The following is a 17,610-nucleotide window of genomic DNA, read 5'->3' on the forward strand; positions in this document are numbered from 1 at the left end:
AGTTGGGTATCCGGCGAAGTCGAAACGTGCCCGGCGGGAGGATTGCCGGGCACGCTCTCAATTGTTCAATCAGTGAACAGTGAAGTACTGGTCGGGATGAGCCTGTACATCGTCTGCATTGGTGTTCACGAGGGTAACGGTGTCGCCATTGCCGAGGTCGACAACGACATTGCCACCAACCTGCGTGACACGGTCGGCAAGATCGTCTGCGGAAGAGATATCAAGACCATTGATACCCTTCTGAATCTGCAGAATGTCTTCGCCGGGATTGAAGTCGAGAATGACGTCGTTTCCGCCGCCACCATTGAACAGGAATGTATCGCTGCCATTTCCGCCGATGAGAACGTCGTTTCCAGCACCGCCATCAAGGATGTCGTTGCCGTTCCCACCGTAGAGAATGTCATTATGTGCGCCGCCATAGAGCAGGTCGGAGCCGTTGCCGCCCTGGAGAATGTCATCTCCATTGCCGCCATACAGCACGTCGCTGCCATTGCCGCCGCTCAGGACGTCATTTCCTTCATTGCCGAAGAGAATGTCGTTCCCGTTTTCGCCGAAAAGGGTGTCGTTACCCGTGCCGCCGAAAAGGATGTCATTCCCGTTGCCGCCGAAGACGGTGTCGTTACCATCGCCTCCGAATACGAGATCATCACCGCCATGGGCACGGATGAAATCGTCAAAGCGGGAGCCGAACAACACGTCGTCGTAGGCGCCGCCTTCTAGAGTGGCCATCTGCTTCTCCTTGTGTTCCTGTAGGGGTTTCCACAAGCCGGAATGCTCCGACCATTATGCTCTTAGTAGTCTGCTCTGCATTATGTGGAATTGCAACATCGTCATTTGGTATAATTGCGGCATGCGTAAGTAACAAATTATTACCGTTAATTTATATTGCAGTTCTGTAAACATAAATATGAAATCTATTTGCAGTGATTATAATTTATATTTGTTTTGTGTTTACGTAGAAATTGGTTCTAAATTTGAACTATCTGCCGAGAGGAGAGAAATGTGAAAATATTTCAACAAGATGACGCCGCACATGTCATTTCATGTGCGGCGACACTTCCTTCGGGAATTTCAACCTATGATCGAGTTTTACTTTGAAATTCTCTGGATATTAATCTTCGCGGAAGGCCCGGTTCAGGCTGTCCGTGATGGGGGAAACCAGATAATCGATCGCACGACGTTCCTTATGCACGATGATGATTTCAGCCGGCATACCGGGATAAAGTCGGGCGGTTGGATTTGCGGCGAGCGATGCCGGAGTGATTTCGGCACGTGCCACGAAAAATGCGGTATCGGTCTTCTCATCAAGTGACTGATCGGCGGCGATATAGGTCAGCTTGCCATCCAGCGGCGCCATTGACCGCTGATTATAGGCGGTCAGGCGGATTTGTGCGCCTGCGCCAACCGAAATGCTGTCGATATCACGCGGGCTGATTTTCATTTCGACGACGAGGGGTTCGTTTTCAGGAACGATATCCATGATCGCTTCGCCCGGCGCGATGACGCCGCCCGGCGTACGCAGCCGGATGTTGGCTACAATCCCGTCTTGCGGCGAGCGGACTTCCACGCGCCGCATCACATCCTTGGCCGCGACGATACGTTCCTGCACATCCGAAAGCTCGACCTGGCTTGATGTGATTTCGCCTGCAATTTCGGATTGGAGATCGCTTTCGATTCCAGTCAGGGCAAACTCCGCGCCGGCTTTCGCTTGCTCGGCTTTCGCCTTGTCACCGGCATACTCGCCTCTGTCGCCGGCGAGCTGGCTGAGACGCGTATCGATTTCCGTGAGCTTCGATTTCTGGGCAAAACCCTTTTCGACGAGGCTGGCAATCGCCTTGCGCTGATCGCTGATGAGTTCGATTTGCCGGTCCGTCGCGGCTATCTGTGCGGTCGATGCCTTGGCTTGCTCCGTATATTGCTCGATAGTTTTCTGCTGTATGTCGATCTTGCTCAGTTTCTGGGCAAGTCGCTTCTGGAAGAAGATGTTTTCGGCGCGAATGGCATTCTGCGCGTTTTCACCGCTCTCGGCAAAGCTGGCGGGAAAGCTGATCTCCTTCTCCCCCGCCTGTTCTGCGCGCAGACGAGCGAGTTTTGCGATCAAGCCGATGCGCCTGCTTTCAAGGGACTGGAGGTCGGAACGTGCCTTTGTGTCGTCCAACCGCAGAAGCGGTTGGCCGACCTTGACGATATCGCCTTCCTGCACCAGCAGGCGATCAAGAATACCGCCTTCGAGATGGCTGATGGTCTTGCGTTTGGAATCGACGATGACCGTGCCCATTGCTACCGCCGCACTTCCAAGATTGGCAGAATAGGCCCAGGCGAAGAACCCGCCGAAAGCGACGCCGATCGTTGCGAGGCCTGCAATGATCAGCCCACGCAGGGGCGATCTTGAATCCTCGCGCTCCAGATCGAGCGCCCATTCAGGTTTGACGCTGCCAAAACGGGTAAGAGCCTGGTGATCCGACGATTCCGCGCGCGGCGCGAGCAGGCTGGAAACACGACGAGGAATAATCGATTTGCCCATCATGCGTTTGCTGCTCCCATTTGCGGGCCATTACTGGCAGGTGTCAGTGAGGCGACCACATCCGTGCGCGGCCCGAACTGCGAGATACGTCCGTTTTCGAGCACCAGCAGCTTGTCGGCGACCTGCATGATAGATGGCCGATGTGCGATCATGATGACAATGGCGCCATCGTCGCGCGCGTGTTCGACCGCCCGGATGAGCGCGCGCTCGCCGACCGCATCGAGATTCGAATTTGGTTCATCGAGAACGATCAGGCGCGGGCGATTGTAGAGGCAGCGGGCGAGACCAATTCTCTGGCGCTGCCCCCCGGACAAAGTCAGGCGGCCGTCGCCCACCGGGGTATCGTAGCCAAGCGGCATGCGGCCGATCATTTCATGCACATCGGCCAGACGTGCGGCTTCCAGCACGCGATGCGGATCGCTGTCACCCATGCGGGCGATATTGTCCTTGATCGTTCCATCCAGCAGCGAGACGGACTGCGGCAGATATCCCGCAATCTCACCGAAAGAACCGCGTTCCCAGAGATAGACATTGTTTCCGTCAAGGAAAACGCCGCCGGAGGTGGGTTTGACGATGCCTATCAGCAGCCGGGCCAGCGTCGATTTGCCTGCGGCTGAGGGGCCGACAACCCCAAGGACTTCACCCGGCGAGATCGAAAAGGAGATGCCCTTGATGATCGGGACATCCACGCCGGGTGCGGCATAGATGAGCTTGTCGATCACGAGGTCGCCATTGGGGCGCGGCGTCGGCATGGTCTGGCGCACAGCCAGGTTTTCCGAAAGCAATGACTGGACGCGCTTCCAACTGGCGATTGCACTGACCCACTGGCGCCAGTTTTCCACGATTCGATCAAACGGCATCAGCAGGCGGCCGATGATGATGCTGGTCGCGATCATTGCGCCGGGCGTGATTTCCTGCTGCATGGCAAGCAGCGTGCCTATGCCGAGCGATCCGATCTGGATGATGAAACGCGCCGTCCGGGCAATCGAGGAGAGGGCACGGGCGCGGGTTCCGCCGAGATCGAGCACTTCAAGCGCCTGAACCTGCATCGTGCGCCAGCGGCGAGCGAGCGCCGGGGAGCATGCCCATGGCTTCGATGACTTCGGCATGCCGCAAGCTGCTGCCGATCTTGGACACCGCTTCGATGTTCGCCTGGTTCGCCTCCTGAATGAGATTTCGGGTAAGGAGGTCGGTCAGCACGCCGCATGCAATCAGGATAATGACGGCGACGAGGCCAATCACGCCGAGCATGGGGTGGAGCAGGAACAGGACGCCGAGAAAGATCGGCGACCACGCGGCGTCGAGTGGAGCATTGATCGCCGGTGAGGTGAGGAAACTGCGCAGCTCGTTGAGGTCGCGAAGCGTCTGAGTCGCTTTCGGCATGCCCTGATTCACGGATGCCTGCACCGCTGCCGTCAAAACCGCCAGATTCAGGCGGCGCACAAGTGCGCTGCCCATGGCCTGAAACGACAGGGAGCGGATGAATTCCAGCACCCCGAACACGAGCATGGCGCCGATGGCGAGCACGGTCAGCATGGTGAGCGTGTCCATGCTTCGGCTGTTCAGCACCCTATCATGAACCTGCAACATGTAGAGAGGTACAGTGAGTTGTAGCAAATTGATACAGGCGCTCAGCAGCACTGCATAAAGTAGTCCCGACAGGAAAACGCGGCGGGCCTTGAAAATCAGGCCTTTCGGCGTAGTTACCGAATCGTCCTGCCCCTTTTTGTGTGCAGGGCTCTTGCCAATCGAGTTGATTTCGCGAGTATCATTCATACGCTATCTGCCTTGGAATGGTCACAGGTGGCGGATATCCCTAAAAACTGTGTGCTAGTTCTCAAGATCAGTAAAGTAATACTGCAGAGAATGTGACAGAAAAAAGGTTCTTACGGCGGGGAAATGCGAAAGGAGCAAAGAAAATATAACTGCAAATTTCTTCAAAATTTGAAGTAAAATTGAAAATGGAGAGCAAAAGATGCAAAAACTTCTACACGAGGGAGTGGAAGTCGAAACATCAGTCGATGGCTTTACTGCCGTTGATTTTCCTGAAGTTACCGCCGAAAAACAGGAACGCAGACATCCGGTTCATACAGTCGTTATCACGCATTTCGAGCTGGCCCGGATGATAGAACGAGTGAACCGCCGCTTTGTAAGCTTGCTGAAAACCGAGCTGACGAAGTTAGGCGTGGAAGATATCGGTCCGGCCCAGACCCTGGTTCTGATGGCTATAGGCGATGTCGAGCTCACTGTGGGTGAACTATTGGATCGCGGGCATTATGTCGGTTCCAACATTTCCTATTATCTGAAACAGCTTACCGATGGTGGATATGTCGACCGTGTAACCTCGCAGAGAGATAAACGGTCTGCCCGTATTCGCCTGACGGACAAGGGTGAAAGGCTGTGTGCAAGCTTGCGGAATGCGAGCCGGTCCTACAACCATATCCTCACCCGCGATGATGACGATCTTCGCAATCTGGAGATTGCCTATCAGACACTGCACAGACTGGAACTCGTGTGGGGTAATGCCGCACGGTTTGGCATTTGATGGGTTGCGATTATTTTCGGCCGCTAGCCGAACACGTTTCGTAACATGCGTATAGCATTTGTGCACAGGCGCGGTTTCGGTCAGTTCGCTGCGTTAGCCGAGAATCTGGCTACGAGTGGACATGAGGTAAGCCTGATCTGCGAGACAGTGGACCGTCGCCTCCCAGCGGTTCGCGTCATTCGCCACAGAGTAGAATCTGGTCCTCGCACCGGCGGTGCGATGGCCAGATATCTGGAAGTACCCGATCATCACACGAGGATCGGGTACCGTGTGGCCGAAACCCTGGAATCCATGGCCCATCATGGTCAGGCACCCGATATCGTCGTCGGTCATATTGGCTGGGGCAGCATGATGTTCGTCAAGGACGTGCTGCCCTTAGTCCCCGCACTTGGCTATTGCGAGTTTTTCTACCGCGCGAATGGTGCCGATGTCGGTTTCGCACCGGGCGACCGGCCCGATATTGAAACCCGCAAGCGCCTGCGCCTGCGTAACATGGCGCAGTTGGTTACCCTTGAGGGTATCGACGGCGGATTCAGCCCGACGCATTGGCAAAAGAGCCTTTATCCGCGTTCCGTTCAGAACCGCATTGCCGTGGTTCACGAAGGGGTCGATACCAAACTCTTCTATCCGGATCGTCACGCAACGATCCAGTTGCCGGACGGACGGACGCTGAAGGCAGGAGAATCGCGCGTAATCACGTTTGTCGCGCGCGATCTCGAACCCTATCGCGGCTTTCCTCAAGCGCTCGAGGCTGCGGCCAAGGTCATCCGGCAGAACGATGACGCGATCTTCGTTTTTGTTGGCGGCGATGGCGTCAGCTATGGAACCCCGCCGCCCGGAGGCGGTTCGTGGCGCGAGCATCTCGTCGGGAATCTTGATCTGCCGCCGGATCGAATCGTGTTTCCCGGCACGATCCCGCATGTCCAGTTGCGGAAACTCTATCAGATATCGACTGCCCACATCTATCTGACGTATCCGTTTGTCCTGTCCTGGTCGGTCGTGGAAGCGATGGCATGCGGCGCGCTCATCATCGGTTCGGATACGCCTCCCGTTCGGGAGTTGATCCGCTCGGGCCAAAACGGGCTGCTTGTACCGTTTTTTGAGCCGGACGTGTTGGCGGAAGTGATCATGAACGTGCTTCGTGACCCCGATGCATGTCTCCAGATGAGAGCTGCAGCACGACGAACCGTGGAAACCCGGTTCAGGTTGTCGGATTGTTTACGGCAGCAAAAAACCTTGATCGAGGCAGTATTGAACGGGCGGTAGCTGGTATGTGGCGACAATCGGGCGTGCAAGTCCTGTAACGTAAATATAAAACTCCGTGTTTCTGCGTGTTTACGCTGTTATTGTAATATATATGAACATTGTTTCAAATTTTGAATTAAACTCGTTCCAAATATTCGTAATATTATCATATAGTTGATGCTATAAGACTGTTGACAATACATAGACTGTATTTTCTCATTGCAAGTGCAGGCCGAGACTCCCAAGTCGGCCATCACACAATGGATGATTATGTTGAGCACACCACTTCCTGCGATCTCGGCGCGGAAATCCCGCCGATATGCCATTGCTTCGATGCGTGATCGTGAAGCGCTGGAAGCGACGTCTCTGGGCGAGCTGACCACCTTTGTCGAAGGAGACGGAAAACGCCTTCGTCTGGCGAATACATTTCCACTCATTGCTGTCGCCGCTTCGCAAGAGGGCGAGAACGAACTCAAAACGGTTCTGCAGCAGATTTATCGTCTGAGCACCATTCCGGAACTACCCGTTGTGCGGGTCGATGAAGCATCCCCCGAAACGGCTCCGCTGCTGGTTACGCAGTTGCTTGAGAGCAGTCTGGATCGCCTTGTCGGCCATGTCAGCAAGGTTCACACCGAGCTCGCCATGCTGCGCCGCGAGCGCGAGACGATGTTTGAGAATTATCGGGCGATTGAAGACGCATTCCACGCCCGCAACTGGGATTCCTCGACGGAAATTTTCAGTCATGCTCCTCTGGTCGATCCAAAGGATGAGGGCTTTGCGCGCCTGCTGCGCGAATCGGAGATTGAACAGCTTTTTCCTGTTTCAAGCTATGCCGTTTCCGGTTTCGCCCTCCATTTCCGCGATCTGCCCGCCAACCGCAACGGCCAGCTGATCGTAACGCTGGACTATCTGGAAAACGGCGAGGGAATTGCCGAGTGGCTGGTTCCCTACAGCGCGCTGCAGTCGGAATGGAATTTCTTCTCGCTTCCCAAGGCATGTGATGGCAGCCATCGGACGCTCCGCCTGCGCATCTCCGCCTCGGGCGGCGTGCCGCCGGAACTGTCGCTGGGCAATGTGATCGCCAACGAACGCTATGCGGCGCGTGCCCGTATTCCGCACGCCGATCTCGACATGCGCCCTCTGGCATTGAGGATTTTCACCGGCTTGCCGGGTGTGCGCCCGGCATCGTTGCCGAACGCCATCGTGCCGACTGCGTTGATCAATGGCCGAAAGGTTGACGACTACCGTCTGCCGGTCGAATTACTGCGCAACGTGGCCAACGTGTCCGTTACGTCCATTACTCCCGATTTTCCGACTGTGCGTTTTCTGGAACATGAGGATGCCATCGGCTGTCATCCGCTCGAGGAGGGCGTCACTGCGGCTTCCATTCGCCGTGTGGTTGCTCCGGGTACGGTCCGCGTCTCCGCGCGGGCTGTGATTGACCATCCAGAGGGCAAACCCTGTGCCGTCGGTCTGTTGCTGGTCAATCTGGCATCAGACGTGAAGGAGGAAATCGACGCGATTTCCAATCTTGATCGGCGACGTCAGCAGGTTTTGTTCAGCGGTTGGTCGGAGGTCGCGCCCAATCGCCCGATCGATATCAATTTCATGCTTGAGGGACCGGTCGACCGGACGATGGATCTCGTTGTGCTGAGCAAGGCCGCTGCGGATTCCGTGGATTTTTCCTGGCTCAAGGTCTTCAACTTCCGGCTGGTCAAGCACATTGAGGCCGGGCCCGCTCAGGAATTAGCCAAAGAGGCCGCGAATGTACGATAGGTCCAAGGATTTGATCGTCGTTGCCATGCCGCTTTACGGCCACGCGGCGCTGGCGCTTGAAGCACTGGAAACCATTCTTGCATCAGAAACGGTTTTCCGTACCCAGATCGTGGTGTCGGTAGATGGCGATCCGCGCCGCGAAGTGTTCGACAGCCTGACGCTCTATGCGGCAGCGCATTCCAACATCCATATCATCTTTGGCGAAAACGCCGGTCCGGGCGGCGCACGTAATCGCGCTGTCGACTATATTCTTGAAGAAATGCCGGACGTGAAAGCGGTATATTTTGTCGATGCAGACAACCGCGTGCAGCCGCACACCATCGACACGCTCTATCGTCAGCTGCTGGCGTCGAACGCCGGCTGGGTCTACACCAATATCGACACTTTCTCGGTCAATTGGCGCGCACATTATGGCAACAGCTATTCGCGCCTGATCCACTGCATCACTGACAATATCTGCGATACGGGGTCGATGATTTCTGCGGATGTTTTCCGTAGCGGTGTCCGTTTTGATGATGATCGCCAGAATGGTTTTGAAGACTGGGAGTTCTGGCTTTCGGCGATCGAGGCGGGGTTTGTCGGGACGCCATGCCACGATACCGGCTTTGAATATCGCCTGCGTGCGGAAAGCCGTTTCAAGGAAGCCAATCGCGACCGCTCCGGCTCGATCAGCTTTCTGCGCAAGCGGCACAAGGCGCTATTTCGCCGTCCGACGCTTGTAGGTTTCGAGCATGAGGAATGCCCGCGTTATGGCGTGATCCGCGCAGGCGAGGGGACGGTCAGCCTTTTCACCGATCTTAGCCTTGGCACTACCGATCTCAAGTTCGATGATGCGATCCGTGCCTTCTGGGGCAGTGTGTCCGAGCCGGATAATTTCCATTTCCCGCCGTTTCTTGCCTCGTCCAACACAGAGACGCTGAAACTTCTGGCGCGTTCGCGACTGTTGCCGAATATCCTGTCGCGGCTTGAGAAGCTTGCGGAACAGGCCAACATCGTTTTTGTGGAACTCACCAATGTTGAAGATGAGCGTCGCATCGACACCGAAATCATGCCGTCGGGTACCAGGCAGCCACATGCCGACCTGATTTTCGTTTCGACCCGGCTCATAAAGGAAATCATTGAAAACGATGCGCTCGATTGGTTCGCTTCGTTGGGTACGCAGCAACTATGGCCCACGTCGGCGCGCATGAAGGTCCGCTTTCCGTTCCCGCGCGTTCGCCAGCGCCGCGCTCTCTCACGGCCAGAACAATCAATGCTCAATCTGGTGACGTCGATTGCAACAAGCCCGCTGAAGCAGAGTGCGGCCACACGCTGGACATGGCGTCCCCGTCGCCTGCCGGCCCTTTCCGAAATGTATCAGGTGCTGCGCAATGAACTTGGCGGCGGACCCGTTCTGCCGCTTGCGCATAACCCGGCAAGAAAAAAGACCGCGGCCGTTCTGGTGCCGAATGCTTCTTTCGGCGGGGCGGAAAAGGTCGCTTATGCCGCCGGGCGGGAGCTGAAGAACCAGGGGTTTGAAACCCATCTCTTCGTGCTCGGCAATGAGCGGATGGACGTGCTCGATGAGTTCGACCAGTCCTTCGACTACCTGCATTTCTGGAAGGATGGGATTCCCGCCTGGGGAGACACAAACCGCTTCCTCGGTCAGGACTTTATCACCGAAGATCATCCGCTCGACTGGAGTATCCTGCGCGGCCAGCTTTCCGGTTTCGATCTTGTCGTGAACAACCACGTCATGGCCGCTCATCCCCTGATGGGTAAGCTTCGGTCGGAAGGCACCCGCACCGCCTGCTATCTGCATGTGGTGGACGAAACGGTCTTCCGCCGTCAGGCAGGTCAACCCTATGCGGCGATCGCCTTCGAACATGCATATGACGCTTTTCTCACGTGTTCGGATCAATTGAAAATTTATCTGCACAGCTTTGGCGTACCGTATGAAAAAGTGTTTTCGGTGCCAAACGGGGCCAGTTTTTCAATCGATACAAAACAGCGGGCGCAAGTCACTGCCGCGCGCAAGCAGGGGCGCAAGGGCGAGCCCATGCGTATCCTTTACATGGGGCGCCTCGACCGCCAGAAGGGTATCGACCGTTTGAATGATGCAATCGTCAAGCTGAAAGAGCAGGGCATTCCTTTTGAAGCGCAGGCCATCGGCGGCGAAATTCTCTCCGACGATCCAAGCGCATCGTGGATGACACGTTTGAAGGATGCGGGCGTGAAAGTCTCGCCGCCGGTTTTCGACGGAAAGGACATTGCCAACCATCTGGCCTGGGCCGATGTTCTCCTGATGCCGTCGCGCTGGGAAGGCGCGCCGCTGATGATCGCCGAAGCGCAGCAACTCGGCTGCGTTCCGGTCGCCACGGCGGTCGGTGCCGTCGATGAGCTTATCAATCACGGACGCGATGGCATTCTCATCCGCAATGGCAACGATGCGCAGATCGTCTCAGACATGACACGCATTCTGACGATCCTTGCACAGGATCGCGAAGCCTTGATGCGGACCGCCGAAGGCGCTCTCGCTTCCGCAGCACATCGCACATGGAGCTCCGCGTTCTCCGAATTTACCGATTGGGCGAACGAAATAAGCCCCGTTTATCCGAAATCCCGGTCTTCCCAGCCGGATGTTGCAGACGATGCCAGCACGACCGCCGTTCTCCCGGGACGTGCAGTTGCCTGATTATACCAGAAAGGTCGACTTATGAGCCGCCCAACCAACCCAAGAATCCTTGTCACGGGCATTCCGAGCCATCTGACCCGCCTCATCCAGCGTGCGGATAAGGCGCAGGTCTATTATTCGGAGAAGCAGCGGGATTCCGAAACCCGGGATAATTTTATCCAGGAGCTGAAGAACATCAGCAATACCGGCAATTATCTGATCGGCGAAGGTGCGATGACAGCGCTTCTGCCATCTGCCAGGCACATTCCGTTCTGGCACCTCTACAATTGCGTGAACAACGGAACGGGGCTTGAGGAGGTCAACAAGGAGTTCGATATCTGCGTCTTCACCTGCGCAAACCTTCTCCGCAAGGGCTTGTCGGCGGATGCAGAAGCGCTTGTTCTGTCGAAACTCGACATGCCTGTCGTGATGCTCGGCATCGGCATCCAGAACCGCCCCGACATTGAAGGCGAGGACGGCCTGCCAGCTGGTACGAAGAAGCTTTTGGAAGTGCTGAAAAGCCGCGAACACTATTTTCTCACGCGGGGTGAAAATGCAGCCGGCTATCTCCGCGATCAGGGCTTTTCCTATGTCCGCCCGGTCGGCTGTCCATCGCTTTATTTCCGTCCGGACAATATGCGCAAGGCGATCAGTCGCCTGCCAGAGGTGAAGGTGGGCGAGGGCCGTACCGTCTTCACCGGATATATGGGAGCGGAACTCGAAACTATCGGCGATATGAACGCGCTCGGTTCGGATGACGGGCGTTCGGCTTATGTGGTTCAGGATGAGCTCTTGCATTTCGACATGCAGCTTGAATCGGATGCGAATGGCCGCGCCTATGACTCCACCACTGGCGAACTTGTCGGCCCGCTGACCTATAAGGGGTCGGGCGATCTGAAAAAGAAGGTGAGTGTTCACGCCTTCCTCGATACCAATCAATGGCGCGCCTGGTGCTCGACCATGGACTTTTCTTTCGGTCGCCGTTTCCATGGCAATATCATCTCCATGCAGGCGGGCGTGCCGAGCCTGATGGTCGCTGTCGATGATCGTATGCGCGAGATGCTGAATTTCGCCGGCCTGCCGAAGATCGATGCCCGCGATCTCAATGCCGCCAACGACAGGCGGGCTTTCGTCAGCGACCACATCGCTTCGATGAACATTCCCGAAGTCATCGAAACTTACTCGGCGCGAGAACGCAATTTCCGGAGCGTGCTTTCAGAAATCGGCATCGGCTGATCTCAGGCACTCTTCACCAGTTTCCTTAATTCCAGCGAAGATGGATCACCATGCGCATAATGATCACCGGCATCCCGTCATATCTGATGCGGACCGTCGAAAGCGTTTCCGGGGCAAGAGTGAAGCATCGCCCCTATTTCGAGCCCATCCGCACCAAGAAGGATGTGATCGATCAGGTCAAGAAGATTGCCAATACGGGCAATTATCTCATCGGTGAGGGCGCGGCCAACGCAGTGCGCGGCCACGATGTGACCTACGTTCCGTTCTGGCATTTGGCCAACAGCCTTAATTCGCCGGACACCTATGCAGAACTCAATGAGAATTTCGACCTGTGCCTGTTTGCCTCCGCCAATCTTTTGCGACCCGGCTATGCAGCGACGACGGAATCCTTCGTCTTTGAAAAGCTGAACATGCCAATCGTGGTCATGGGCATCGGCATTCAAAAGAAGGAAAACCTGAAGGCGGAGTTGCCGGAAGGCACGCGTCGTTTCCTCGAAATTCTGCGCCGCAAGGAAAGCTTCTTCCTCACGCGCGGGCATTTCACCGAGGAGTTTCTGAAAGATGCGGGCATGAAATATGTCCGCCCGACCGGCTGTCCGTCGCTTTATTATGCGCCGGACCAGATGAAACGCTCGCTGAGCCGCCTTGCCGATCCAACGCTTGCCGATGCGCAGAAAATCTCCTTTGGCGGTTATCTCGGCAGCGTTGCCGATACGATTGTGGACGCCCACGCGCTGCTCGAAAAGGATAGCGTTGCAAGCTATGTCATTCAGGACGAGGTGATCGTCTACAACATGAACATGGCAGGCGAAGACCATGCCGAAGCCTATGATCAGGCGGCAAGCCGCATCACCGCCCCCGTCGATTACAAGCATATGGAAAAATGGCAGCGCAAGAACGAGCTGCTGGTGTTCTTCGACACGCACAAATGGCGCAGTTGGATCTCCAGCCAGGATTTCGGACTGAGCCGCAGATTCCATGGCACGATCATCGGCATGCAGTCGGGTATTCCGGGCCTGATGATCGCAGTCGATGACCGCATGCGCGAGATGCTGGGCTTTGTCGGTTTTCCGCATATCGAAGCGAGCGTCTGGAACCGCGAGCCGCAGAAGAAAGCCTACCTGCGCGACTTCCTTTCCAAGATCGACGTGCCTGCGGCCATCAACCGTTATTCGGAATGCGAGGCCAATTTTAACGGCGCGCTGAAAGATATCGGCATCCGATGATGAAACTTCGCGAGAGCATCGGGGGCAGGAAAGGGGTAATGGCGGCTTTCTTGGCCGCTGCCCTGCTCGCGGTTGCGCCCGGTGGTGCTCTTGCGGATACGCGCTTTGGCGTCAACCGGGTCAATATGGCCTGGCTCAAGCCAGCCGAGCGTGAGCAGATATTCGATCAGATGGTGGAGAACGGGGTAGTGGCGGTTCGGTTGTCGCTCACCCGACCGCTCGATCAAAGCATCGATGCCGCACGCCTTGCTCACGAGAAAGGTCTGGCGATCCTGCTCGAAATCTCGCTCAACAATGCGGATTTTTATCCGGAAGGAACAAAACCCCGGTCGGGGCGCGGGCGTATATGGGACATGTATCGGCTTTCCGACATATCTCCTGAGCGGTTTCGGAATGCTATGGCGGATGCCTTGCAAAAGATCGATGCGCTGGGGGTGCCTCTTGTGGCGGTTGAACCCGGAAACGAGATCAACTGGGGCGCCTATAATGGCGACCTTGCCATTCTACCCAAGGAGAAGATGAAGACCGCGCGTTCTTTGGCCGAGATGGAGGAGCTTCCTTTGGTCGAAAGGGGGGCGGAAAAATACGTCGAACTTTTGCGCATCGTGCGGGCGGAATTGGCGAAAACCAGGCACAGCGCCAAGGCAAAGGTCATATCTGCGGGCCTATCCGATATCCCTTTCATCGATGCGGACCGGCGCGGGATAGACACTGTCGAACCTGCGGCCTTTACCGATCTTTTGAAGAAATATGGTCTGGACGACGTTGCTGACGGCTATGGTATTCATATCTATCCCGGCAGCAGCGGGACGCGCGCTGCTCGCGCAAAACACATCCACAATGCGCTTTCTTTTTGCGGTGGTGTGGACGGCAAGCCTTGCTGGATCACGGAATGGGGTTTTGCCAATACTTCAAAAGCCTGTCCAGCCAATGACAATAATCGCGAGCAACTGGTCGAAAAGACGCGCGACCGTTTTCGACAGATGATGGATAGCGGCCAGATCGCCGCTGCTTATTATTTTGATTGGGATGCAAGCACTTACGGTGTTTGGCGTTGCGGTGCGCTGACGCCAGCCGGTAAAGCTGCAACGGTGACGAAATGAAACTCAGGACTGTAATTATCGGTGGTTCGAACACCGTCATGCTTCCCGGCTATCTGCCCACTCTTCTGTCGACGATGGCGCGGCGCGGTGTGGAACTTGATATTGTTGCCGATCTTGCGGTGGGAGGCACGACGAGTGCGCTCGGCCTTTACCAACTCAAGCAGTTCGAACAGCTCGAAGATTGCGAACTGCTGTTGATTGAATATGCGATCAACGATGCCTTCGTATATGGCGATGAGCGGCGACCATTCCGCCATTGGGCCCGGTTTTACGAAGGGATCATTCGCTACGCGCTTGAACGCAATCCGAATTTGCGGATTGCAACGCTTGTGTTTGGCGCTCGCAATGGCTCGTTTCTGAATTCAGTTCCGTCCATTGATGCAGGTATCAATTATATTTCGCAATGGTATGGAACGATCTCGGTCGATGTCTCCCGAATGCTGATGCAGCAATATGGCCGCGATGTCGTGGGTAATCCGGCCTTCTATCTCGATCAGGGGCACTACGCGCGACCGGTTTCGACGACTATCGTTGCGAATTTGATTGCGGATGTTCTTGAACCGGCCCTTTCTGTTCCGCATCGCGCAAAAGCACTGCCATTCGCCATCGATCCAGACCATTTCGCGAATGCGCGCGCCTTGAGCGGCGAACAATTGTGCAAGCGGCTGGGGCGTGTTCCGGTTCAATACAGCAATCGCCGTTTCTCGATCTCGGCGCTCGATCTTGGCGCGGATAAAATGCGCTTCGAGGTTGAGGGCGGACAACTGCTTGCGTTGGGTTACGTCTGCGATCCCCGCATTCCGCCGCTTGACGTGGCGACGGGCGGGGAGGTTCATCGTGCTGCCATGATGAAGGGAGGCGTTCGCGACGGAACCTACAAATTCCTCGTTTCGATGCTGAGCTTCGAGTTTCTTTACGGCGCGAAACTGCTGGAAGCACGGGGGAATGTTGCGCTCACCCTGTCGGGTGCCGAAGAGGGCGTTGAACATAAGCTGCATGTTCCGAAAGACAGCACGCACCATGAGGAACTGCCCGAGCAACCGGTACTTCCGATCACCGGCATCCTGTTTTCCGGCAATTTGAAAGTCATGTCGCTTGAGAAGCAGGCTGCGGTAAACCCAGTGCTATCAGAAGCCGCCCAGTAGGTCGTTATTCAACAAAAATATTGACGCTAGCGGCCCGCCCCACTGCATCGACTACGGTCAGTGTCGAATATCCGGTTCCGTCCGGTTGCCAGTTTGTCGTCCTTCTCCGTTCGATCTCGGCGATCGGCTTGCCATTGGCGAGCCAGCGAAATGGTGCGCGCCCGCCCTGCAATTTTAGCACCAAGGGTGACGCATTGTCCGTCAGCGCTTTCAACTCAACATGCGCGCCATCCGGTGGAAACACTATGCGCGGCGCAGGCTCAATCGAGGCTTTGAAAACCGGCAGGGGATCGCTTGCCGATGAAAAGCGTATTTGCGTCACCGGAAGTTCGGCACGTGCAGTGCGAAACGCGCCGGCTGGCGCACGCGGAAGCGGTACGGAAGCGATGCCTGAGCGCACAAAGGCGTCAAACAGGATGGGTGCCGCCGAAACATAGCCTGCAAGGCCCTGCACCGAACCGCCATCGGCCCGGCCGACCCAGACCCCCAGCACATAGCGACCGTCGTAGCCGACCGACCAAGCATCGCGATAACCATAGGATGTGCCGGTTTTGTAAGCGATGCCTAAACGTTTCGCCCCTTGCGGCGGCACGACACCGGCCAGAATATCGCCAATCTGCCAGGACGCCTGCTCGGTGAGAATGGGGGCGGAGGGCTGCACAGGCTCCGAGCTTTCGGTGCCATCACGCAAGGCCGTGCCGCGACCCCCATTCGCAAGCCCGGTATAAAGCTGCACCAGATCGCGCAGGCTGATGCCCGCGCCGCCAAGGCCGATGGCAAGCCCCGGCGCTTCGCCCTTAGGCAGTTGCAGATTGACACCTGCCTGACGAATGCGCGTCGTCAGCCGTGCCGGACCAACCGCATCGAGCAGGCTGATAGTCGGCACATTGAGGGACATTTGCAGCGCCTGACGGATACTGACATCGCCCTGATAGCTCATATCGAAATTGCGCGGACGATAGCCTGCGAAATCCTGCGGGCGGTCTTCGATGATGGTTTCCTGCGCAATCAGTCCCTGCTCGAAAGCCAGTCCATAAATGAAGGGTTTAAGCGTTGAACCGGGCGAGCGCACGGCGCGGGTCATGTCGATCCAGCCCTGCCGATCGCCATCGAAATAGTCAGCGGAACCGACTTCGCCCAGAATGTTGCCATTGCGGCTGTCAGCCAGCACCATGGCAACCGAGACTTTTGACCCAAGTTTCGCTGCGGCTTCCCGCGCAACGGCTTCCAGTCCTGCCTGCACGGATTTTTTGAGCGTGAGATTATGGCGTGCTTCGGTGGGAGCCTGCTTCAGCGCAAGATCAGCAAAGTGGGCGGCCAATGAAGGCAAGGGATGACGAGTAGCGGATATGCGCTCACGCGATGCGCGGTCAGCTTCCTCTTCCGTAAACACGTCCGCCGAAACCATGCGTTTCAATACACGATCACGTGCTGCAACTGCATTATGCATCTCCCGATCCGGGCGGCGGCGCTCCGGCAATTGCGGAAGGGCCACAAGAAGCGCTGCTTCCGATATGGTGAGGCGCAGCGGCTCTTTGCCAAAATAGGCTAACGATGCCGACCGTACGCCTTCCAGATTGCCGCCATAGGGCGCGAGTGTCAGATAGCGTTCGAGGATTTCGGATTTGCTCAGCCGCCGTTCGATCTGGATAGCGCGGGCCAACTGCCTGAATTTGGAACCGAAGCTGCGGCTTTCGCGCGGCTCGATCAGGCGCGCAAGCTGCATGGAAAGCGTCGATCCACCGGATACAATGCGGCCGCTCCCTGCAAGCTGATACGCGGCCCGAAGAAGCGCTGTGAAATCAATGCCGCCATGATCGTAAAAACGCTTGTCTTCATAAGCGATGAGCATTTTCAGGAATTTTGGATCAACGTCCTCAATCCGGGTGTTAAGTCGCCAGTATCCGTCCGGCGTCGCATAGGCGCGCAGCAGCGAGCCGTCGCGATCCATGACCTCGGTGGAAATGGTCAGCCGTTCCGGCAAAGGCGGAGGATATGCGCGGTCGAGCCAGTCCAGCCCGACCACGGTTCCAAAAGCGGCGATGCAGAGGAACACGGCACCGCCAATGGCTGTTTTCCATCGCCTTTTCATCTCTTTGGCCATGATTTATGTCTAGCCATGATCTTGTCCGAAAACCGGTCCCACTTTTGGGATTG

The 17,610-nt window shown here is 56.4% G+C and carries 11 protein-coding genes and 1 pseudogene; 8 read left to right on the forward strand and 4 right to left on the reverse strand.

The window, feature by feature from the left end:
- Positions 1–69: 69 nt before the first annotated feature.
- From OINT_RS14910 to OINT_RS14920, 3 genes and pseudogenes are all read right to left on the reverse strand, one after another.
- Positions 70–729 (reverse strand): calcium-binding protein, encoded by a 660-nt coding sequence (locus tag OINT_RS14910; protein WP_006470323.1) that lies wholly within the window; start codon positions 727–729, stop codon positions 70–72.
- A gap of 382 nt (positions 730–1,111) precedes the next feature.
- Entirely contained in the window at positions 1,112–2,527 is a 1,416-nt protein-coding gene (locus OINT_RS14915; RefSeq protein ID WP_006468692.1) for an HlyD family type I secretion periplasmic adaptor subunit, read from the reverse strand.
- Positions 2,524–4,300 (reverse strand): annotated as a pseudogene (locus tag OINT_RS14920) (type I secretion system permease/ATPase). Before OINT_RS14920 ends, OINT_RS14915 begins: the two are co-directional and overlap by 4 nt.
- A gap of 199 nt (positions 4,301–4,499) precedes the next feature.
- On the opposite strand from OINT_RS14920, the gene OINT_RS14925 reads away from it, so the two are divergent.
- From OINT_RS14925 to OINT_RS14960, 8 genes are all read left to right on the forward strand, one after another.
- Positions 4,500–5,069 carry a MarR family transcriptional regulator gene (locus OINT_RS14925; RefSeq protein WP_006468694.1) on the forward strand — a complete coding sequence of 190 codons (570 nt, stop codon included), beginning with the start codon at positions 4,500–4,502 and terminating at the stop codon, positions 5,067–5,069.
- A 45-nt stretch (positions 5,070–5,114) separates the two neighbouring features.
- Complete coding sequence (locus OINT_RS14930) at positions 5,115–6,335, forward strand: glycosyltransferase family 4 protein (protein ID WP_006468695.1); 1,221 nt, start codon at positions 5,115–5,117, stop codon at positions 6,333–6,335.
- A gap of 249 nt (positions 6,336–6,584) precedes the next feature.
- Positions 6,585–8,090, forward strand: a complete 1,506-nt coding sequence (locus OINT_RS14935; RefSeq protein ID WP_006472274.1) for a DUF6212 domain-containing protein — start codon at positions 6,585–6,587, stop codon at positions 8,088–8,090.
- Positions 8,080–10,764, forward strand: a complete 2,685-nt coding sequence (locus OINT_RS14940; protein ID WP_006468697.1) for a glycosyltransferase — start codon at positions 8,080–8,082, stop codon at positions 10,762–10,764. Before OINT_RS14935 ends, OINT_RS14940 begins: the two co-directional genes overlap by 11 nt.
- 21 nt (positions 10,765–10,785) lie before the next feature.
- On the forward strand, positions 10,786–11,979 hold the full coding sequence (locus tag OINT_RS14945) for a polysaccharide pyruvyl transferase family protein (protein WP_006468698.1): 1,194 nt from the start codon (positions 10,786–10,788) through the stop codon (positions 11,977–11,979).
- Positions 11,980–12,029: 50 nt separating this feature from the next.
- Positions 12,030–13,205, forward strand: coding sequence for a polysaccharide pyruvyl transferase family protein (locus tag OINT_RS14950; protein ID WP_006468699.1), 1,176 nt, complete (start codon positions 12,030–12,032; stop codon positions 13,203–13,205).
- Positions 13,202–14,308, forward strand: coding sequence for a hypothetical protein (locus tag OINT_RS14955; RefSeq protein WP_006468700.1), 1,107 nt, complete (start codon positions 13,202–13,204; stop codon positions 14,306–14,308). The genes OINT_RS14950 and OINT_RS14955 overlap by 4 nt, the downstream gene beginning before the upstream one ends.
- Positions 14,305–15,453, forward strand: a complete 1,149-nt coding sequence (locus OINT_RS14960) for an SGNH/GDSL hydrolase family protein (RefSeq protein WP_006468701.1) — start codon at positions 14,305–14,307, stop codon at positions 15,451–15,453. The genes OINT_RS14955 and OINT_RS14960 overlap by 4 nt, the downstream gene beginning before the upstream one ends.
- 4 nt (positions 15,454–15,457) lie before the next feature.
- On the opposite strand, the gene pbpC is transcribed toward OINT_RS14960, so the two are convergent.
- Entirely contained in the window at positions 15,458–17,557 is a 2,100-nt protein-coding gene (pbpC, locus tag OINT_RS14965; RefSeq protein ID WP_006468702.1) for a penicillin-binding protein 1C, read from the reverse strand.
- Positions 17,558–17,610 lie beyond the last annotated feature (53 nt).

The sequence above is a fragment of the Brucella intermedia LMG 3301 genome (genome assembly GCF_000182645.1).
GTDB classification, from domain to species: domain Bacteria; phylum Pseudomonadota; class Alphaproteobacteria; order Rhizobiales; family Rhizobiaceae; genus Brucella; species Brucella intermedia.

Bases quoted from the DNA above. Each gene is read 5' to 3' on its own strand.
- OINT_RS14935 (WP_006472274.1), top strand. From the start codon at position 6,585: ATGTTGAGCACACCACTTCCTGCGATCTCGGCGCGGAAATCCCGCCGA.
- OINT_RS14930 (WP_006468695.1), top strand. From the start codon at position 5,115: ATGCGTATAGCATTTGTGCACAGGCGCGGTTTCGGTCAGTTCGCTGCG.
- OINT_RS14960 (WP_006468701.1), top strand. From the start codon at position 14,305: ATGAAACTCAGGACTGTAATTATCGGTGGTTCGAACACCGTCATGCTT.
- OINT_RS14925 (WP_006468694.1), top strand. From the start codon at position 4,500: ATGCAAAAACTTCTACACGAGGGAGTGGAAGTCGAAACATCAGTCGAT.
- OINT_RS14945 (WP_006468698.1), top strand. From the start codon at position 10,786: ATGAGCCGCCCAACCAACCCAAGAATCCTTGTCACGGGCATTCCGAGC.
- OINT_RS14915 (WP_006468692.1), bottom strand. From the start codon at position 2,527: ATGATGGGCAAATCGATTATTCCTCGTCGTGTTTCCAGCCTGCTCGCG.
- pbpC (WP_006468702.1), bottom strand. From the start codon at position 17,557: ATGGCCAAAGAGATGAAAAGGCGATGGAAAACAGCCATTGGCGGTGCC.
- OINT_RS14940 (WP_006468697.1), top strand. From the start codon at position 8,080: ATGTACGATAGGTCCAAGGATTTGATCGTCGTTGCCATGCCGCTTTAC.
- OINT_RS14950 (WP_006468699.1), top strand. From the start codon at position 12,030: ATGCGCATAATGATCACCGGCATCCCGTCATATCTGATGCGGACCGTC.
- OINT_RS14910 (WP_006470323.1), bottom strand. From the start codon at position 729: ATGGCCACTCTAGAAGGCGGCGCCTACGACGACGTGTTGTTCGGCTCC.
- OINT_RS14955 (WP_006468700.1), top strand. From the start codon at position 13,202: ATGATGAAACTTCGCGAGAGCATCGGGGGCAGGAAAGGGGTAATGGCG.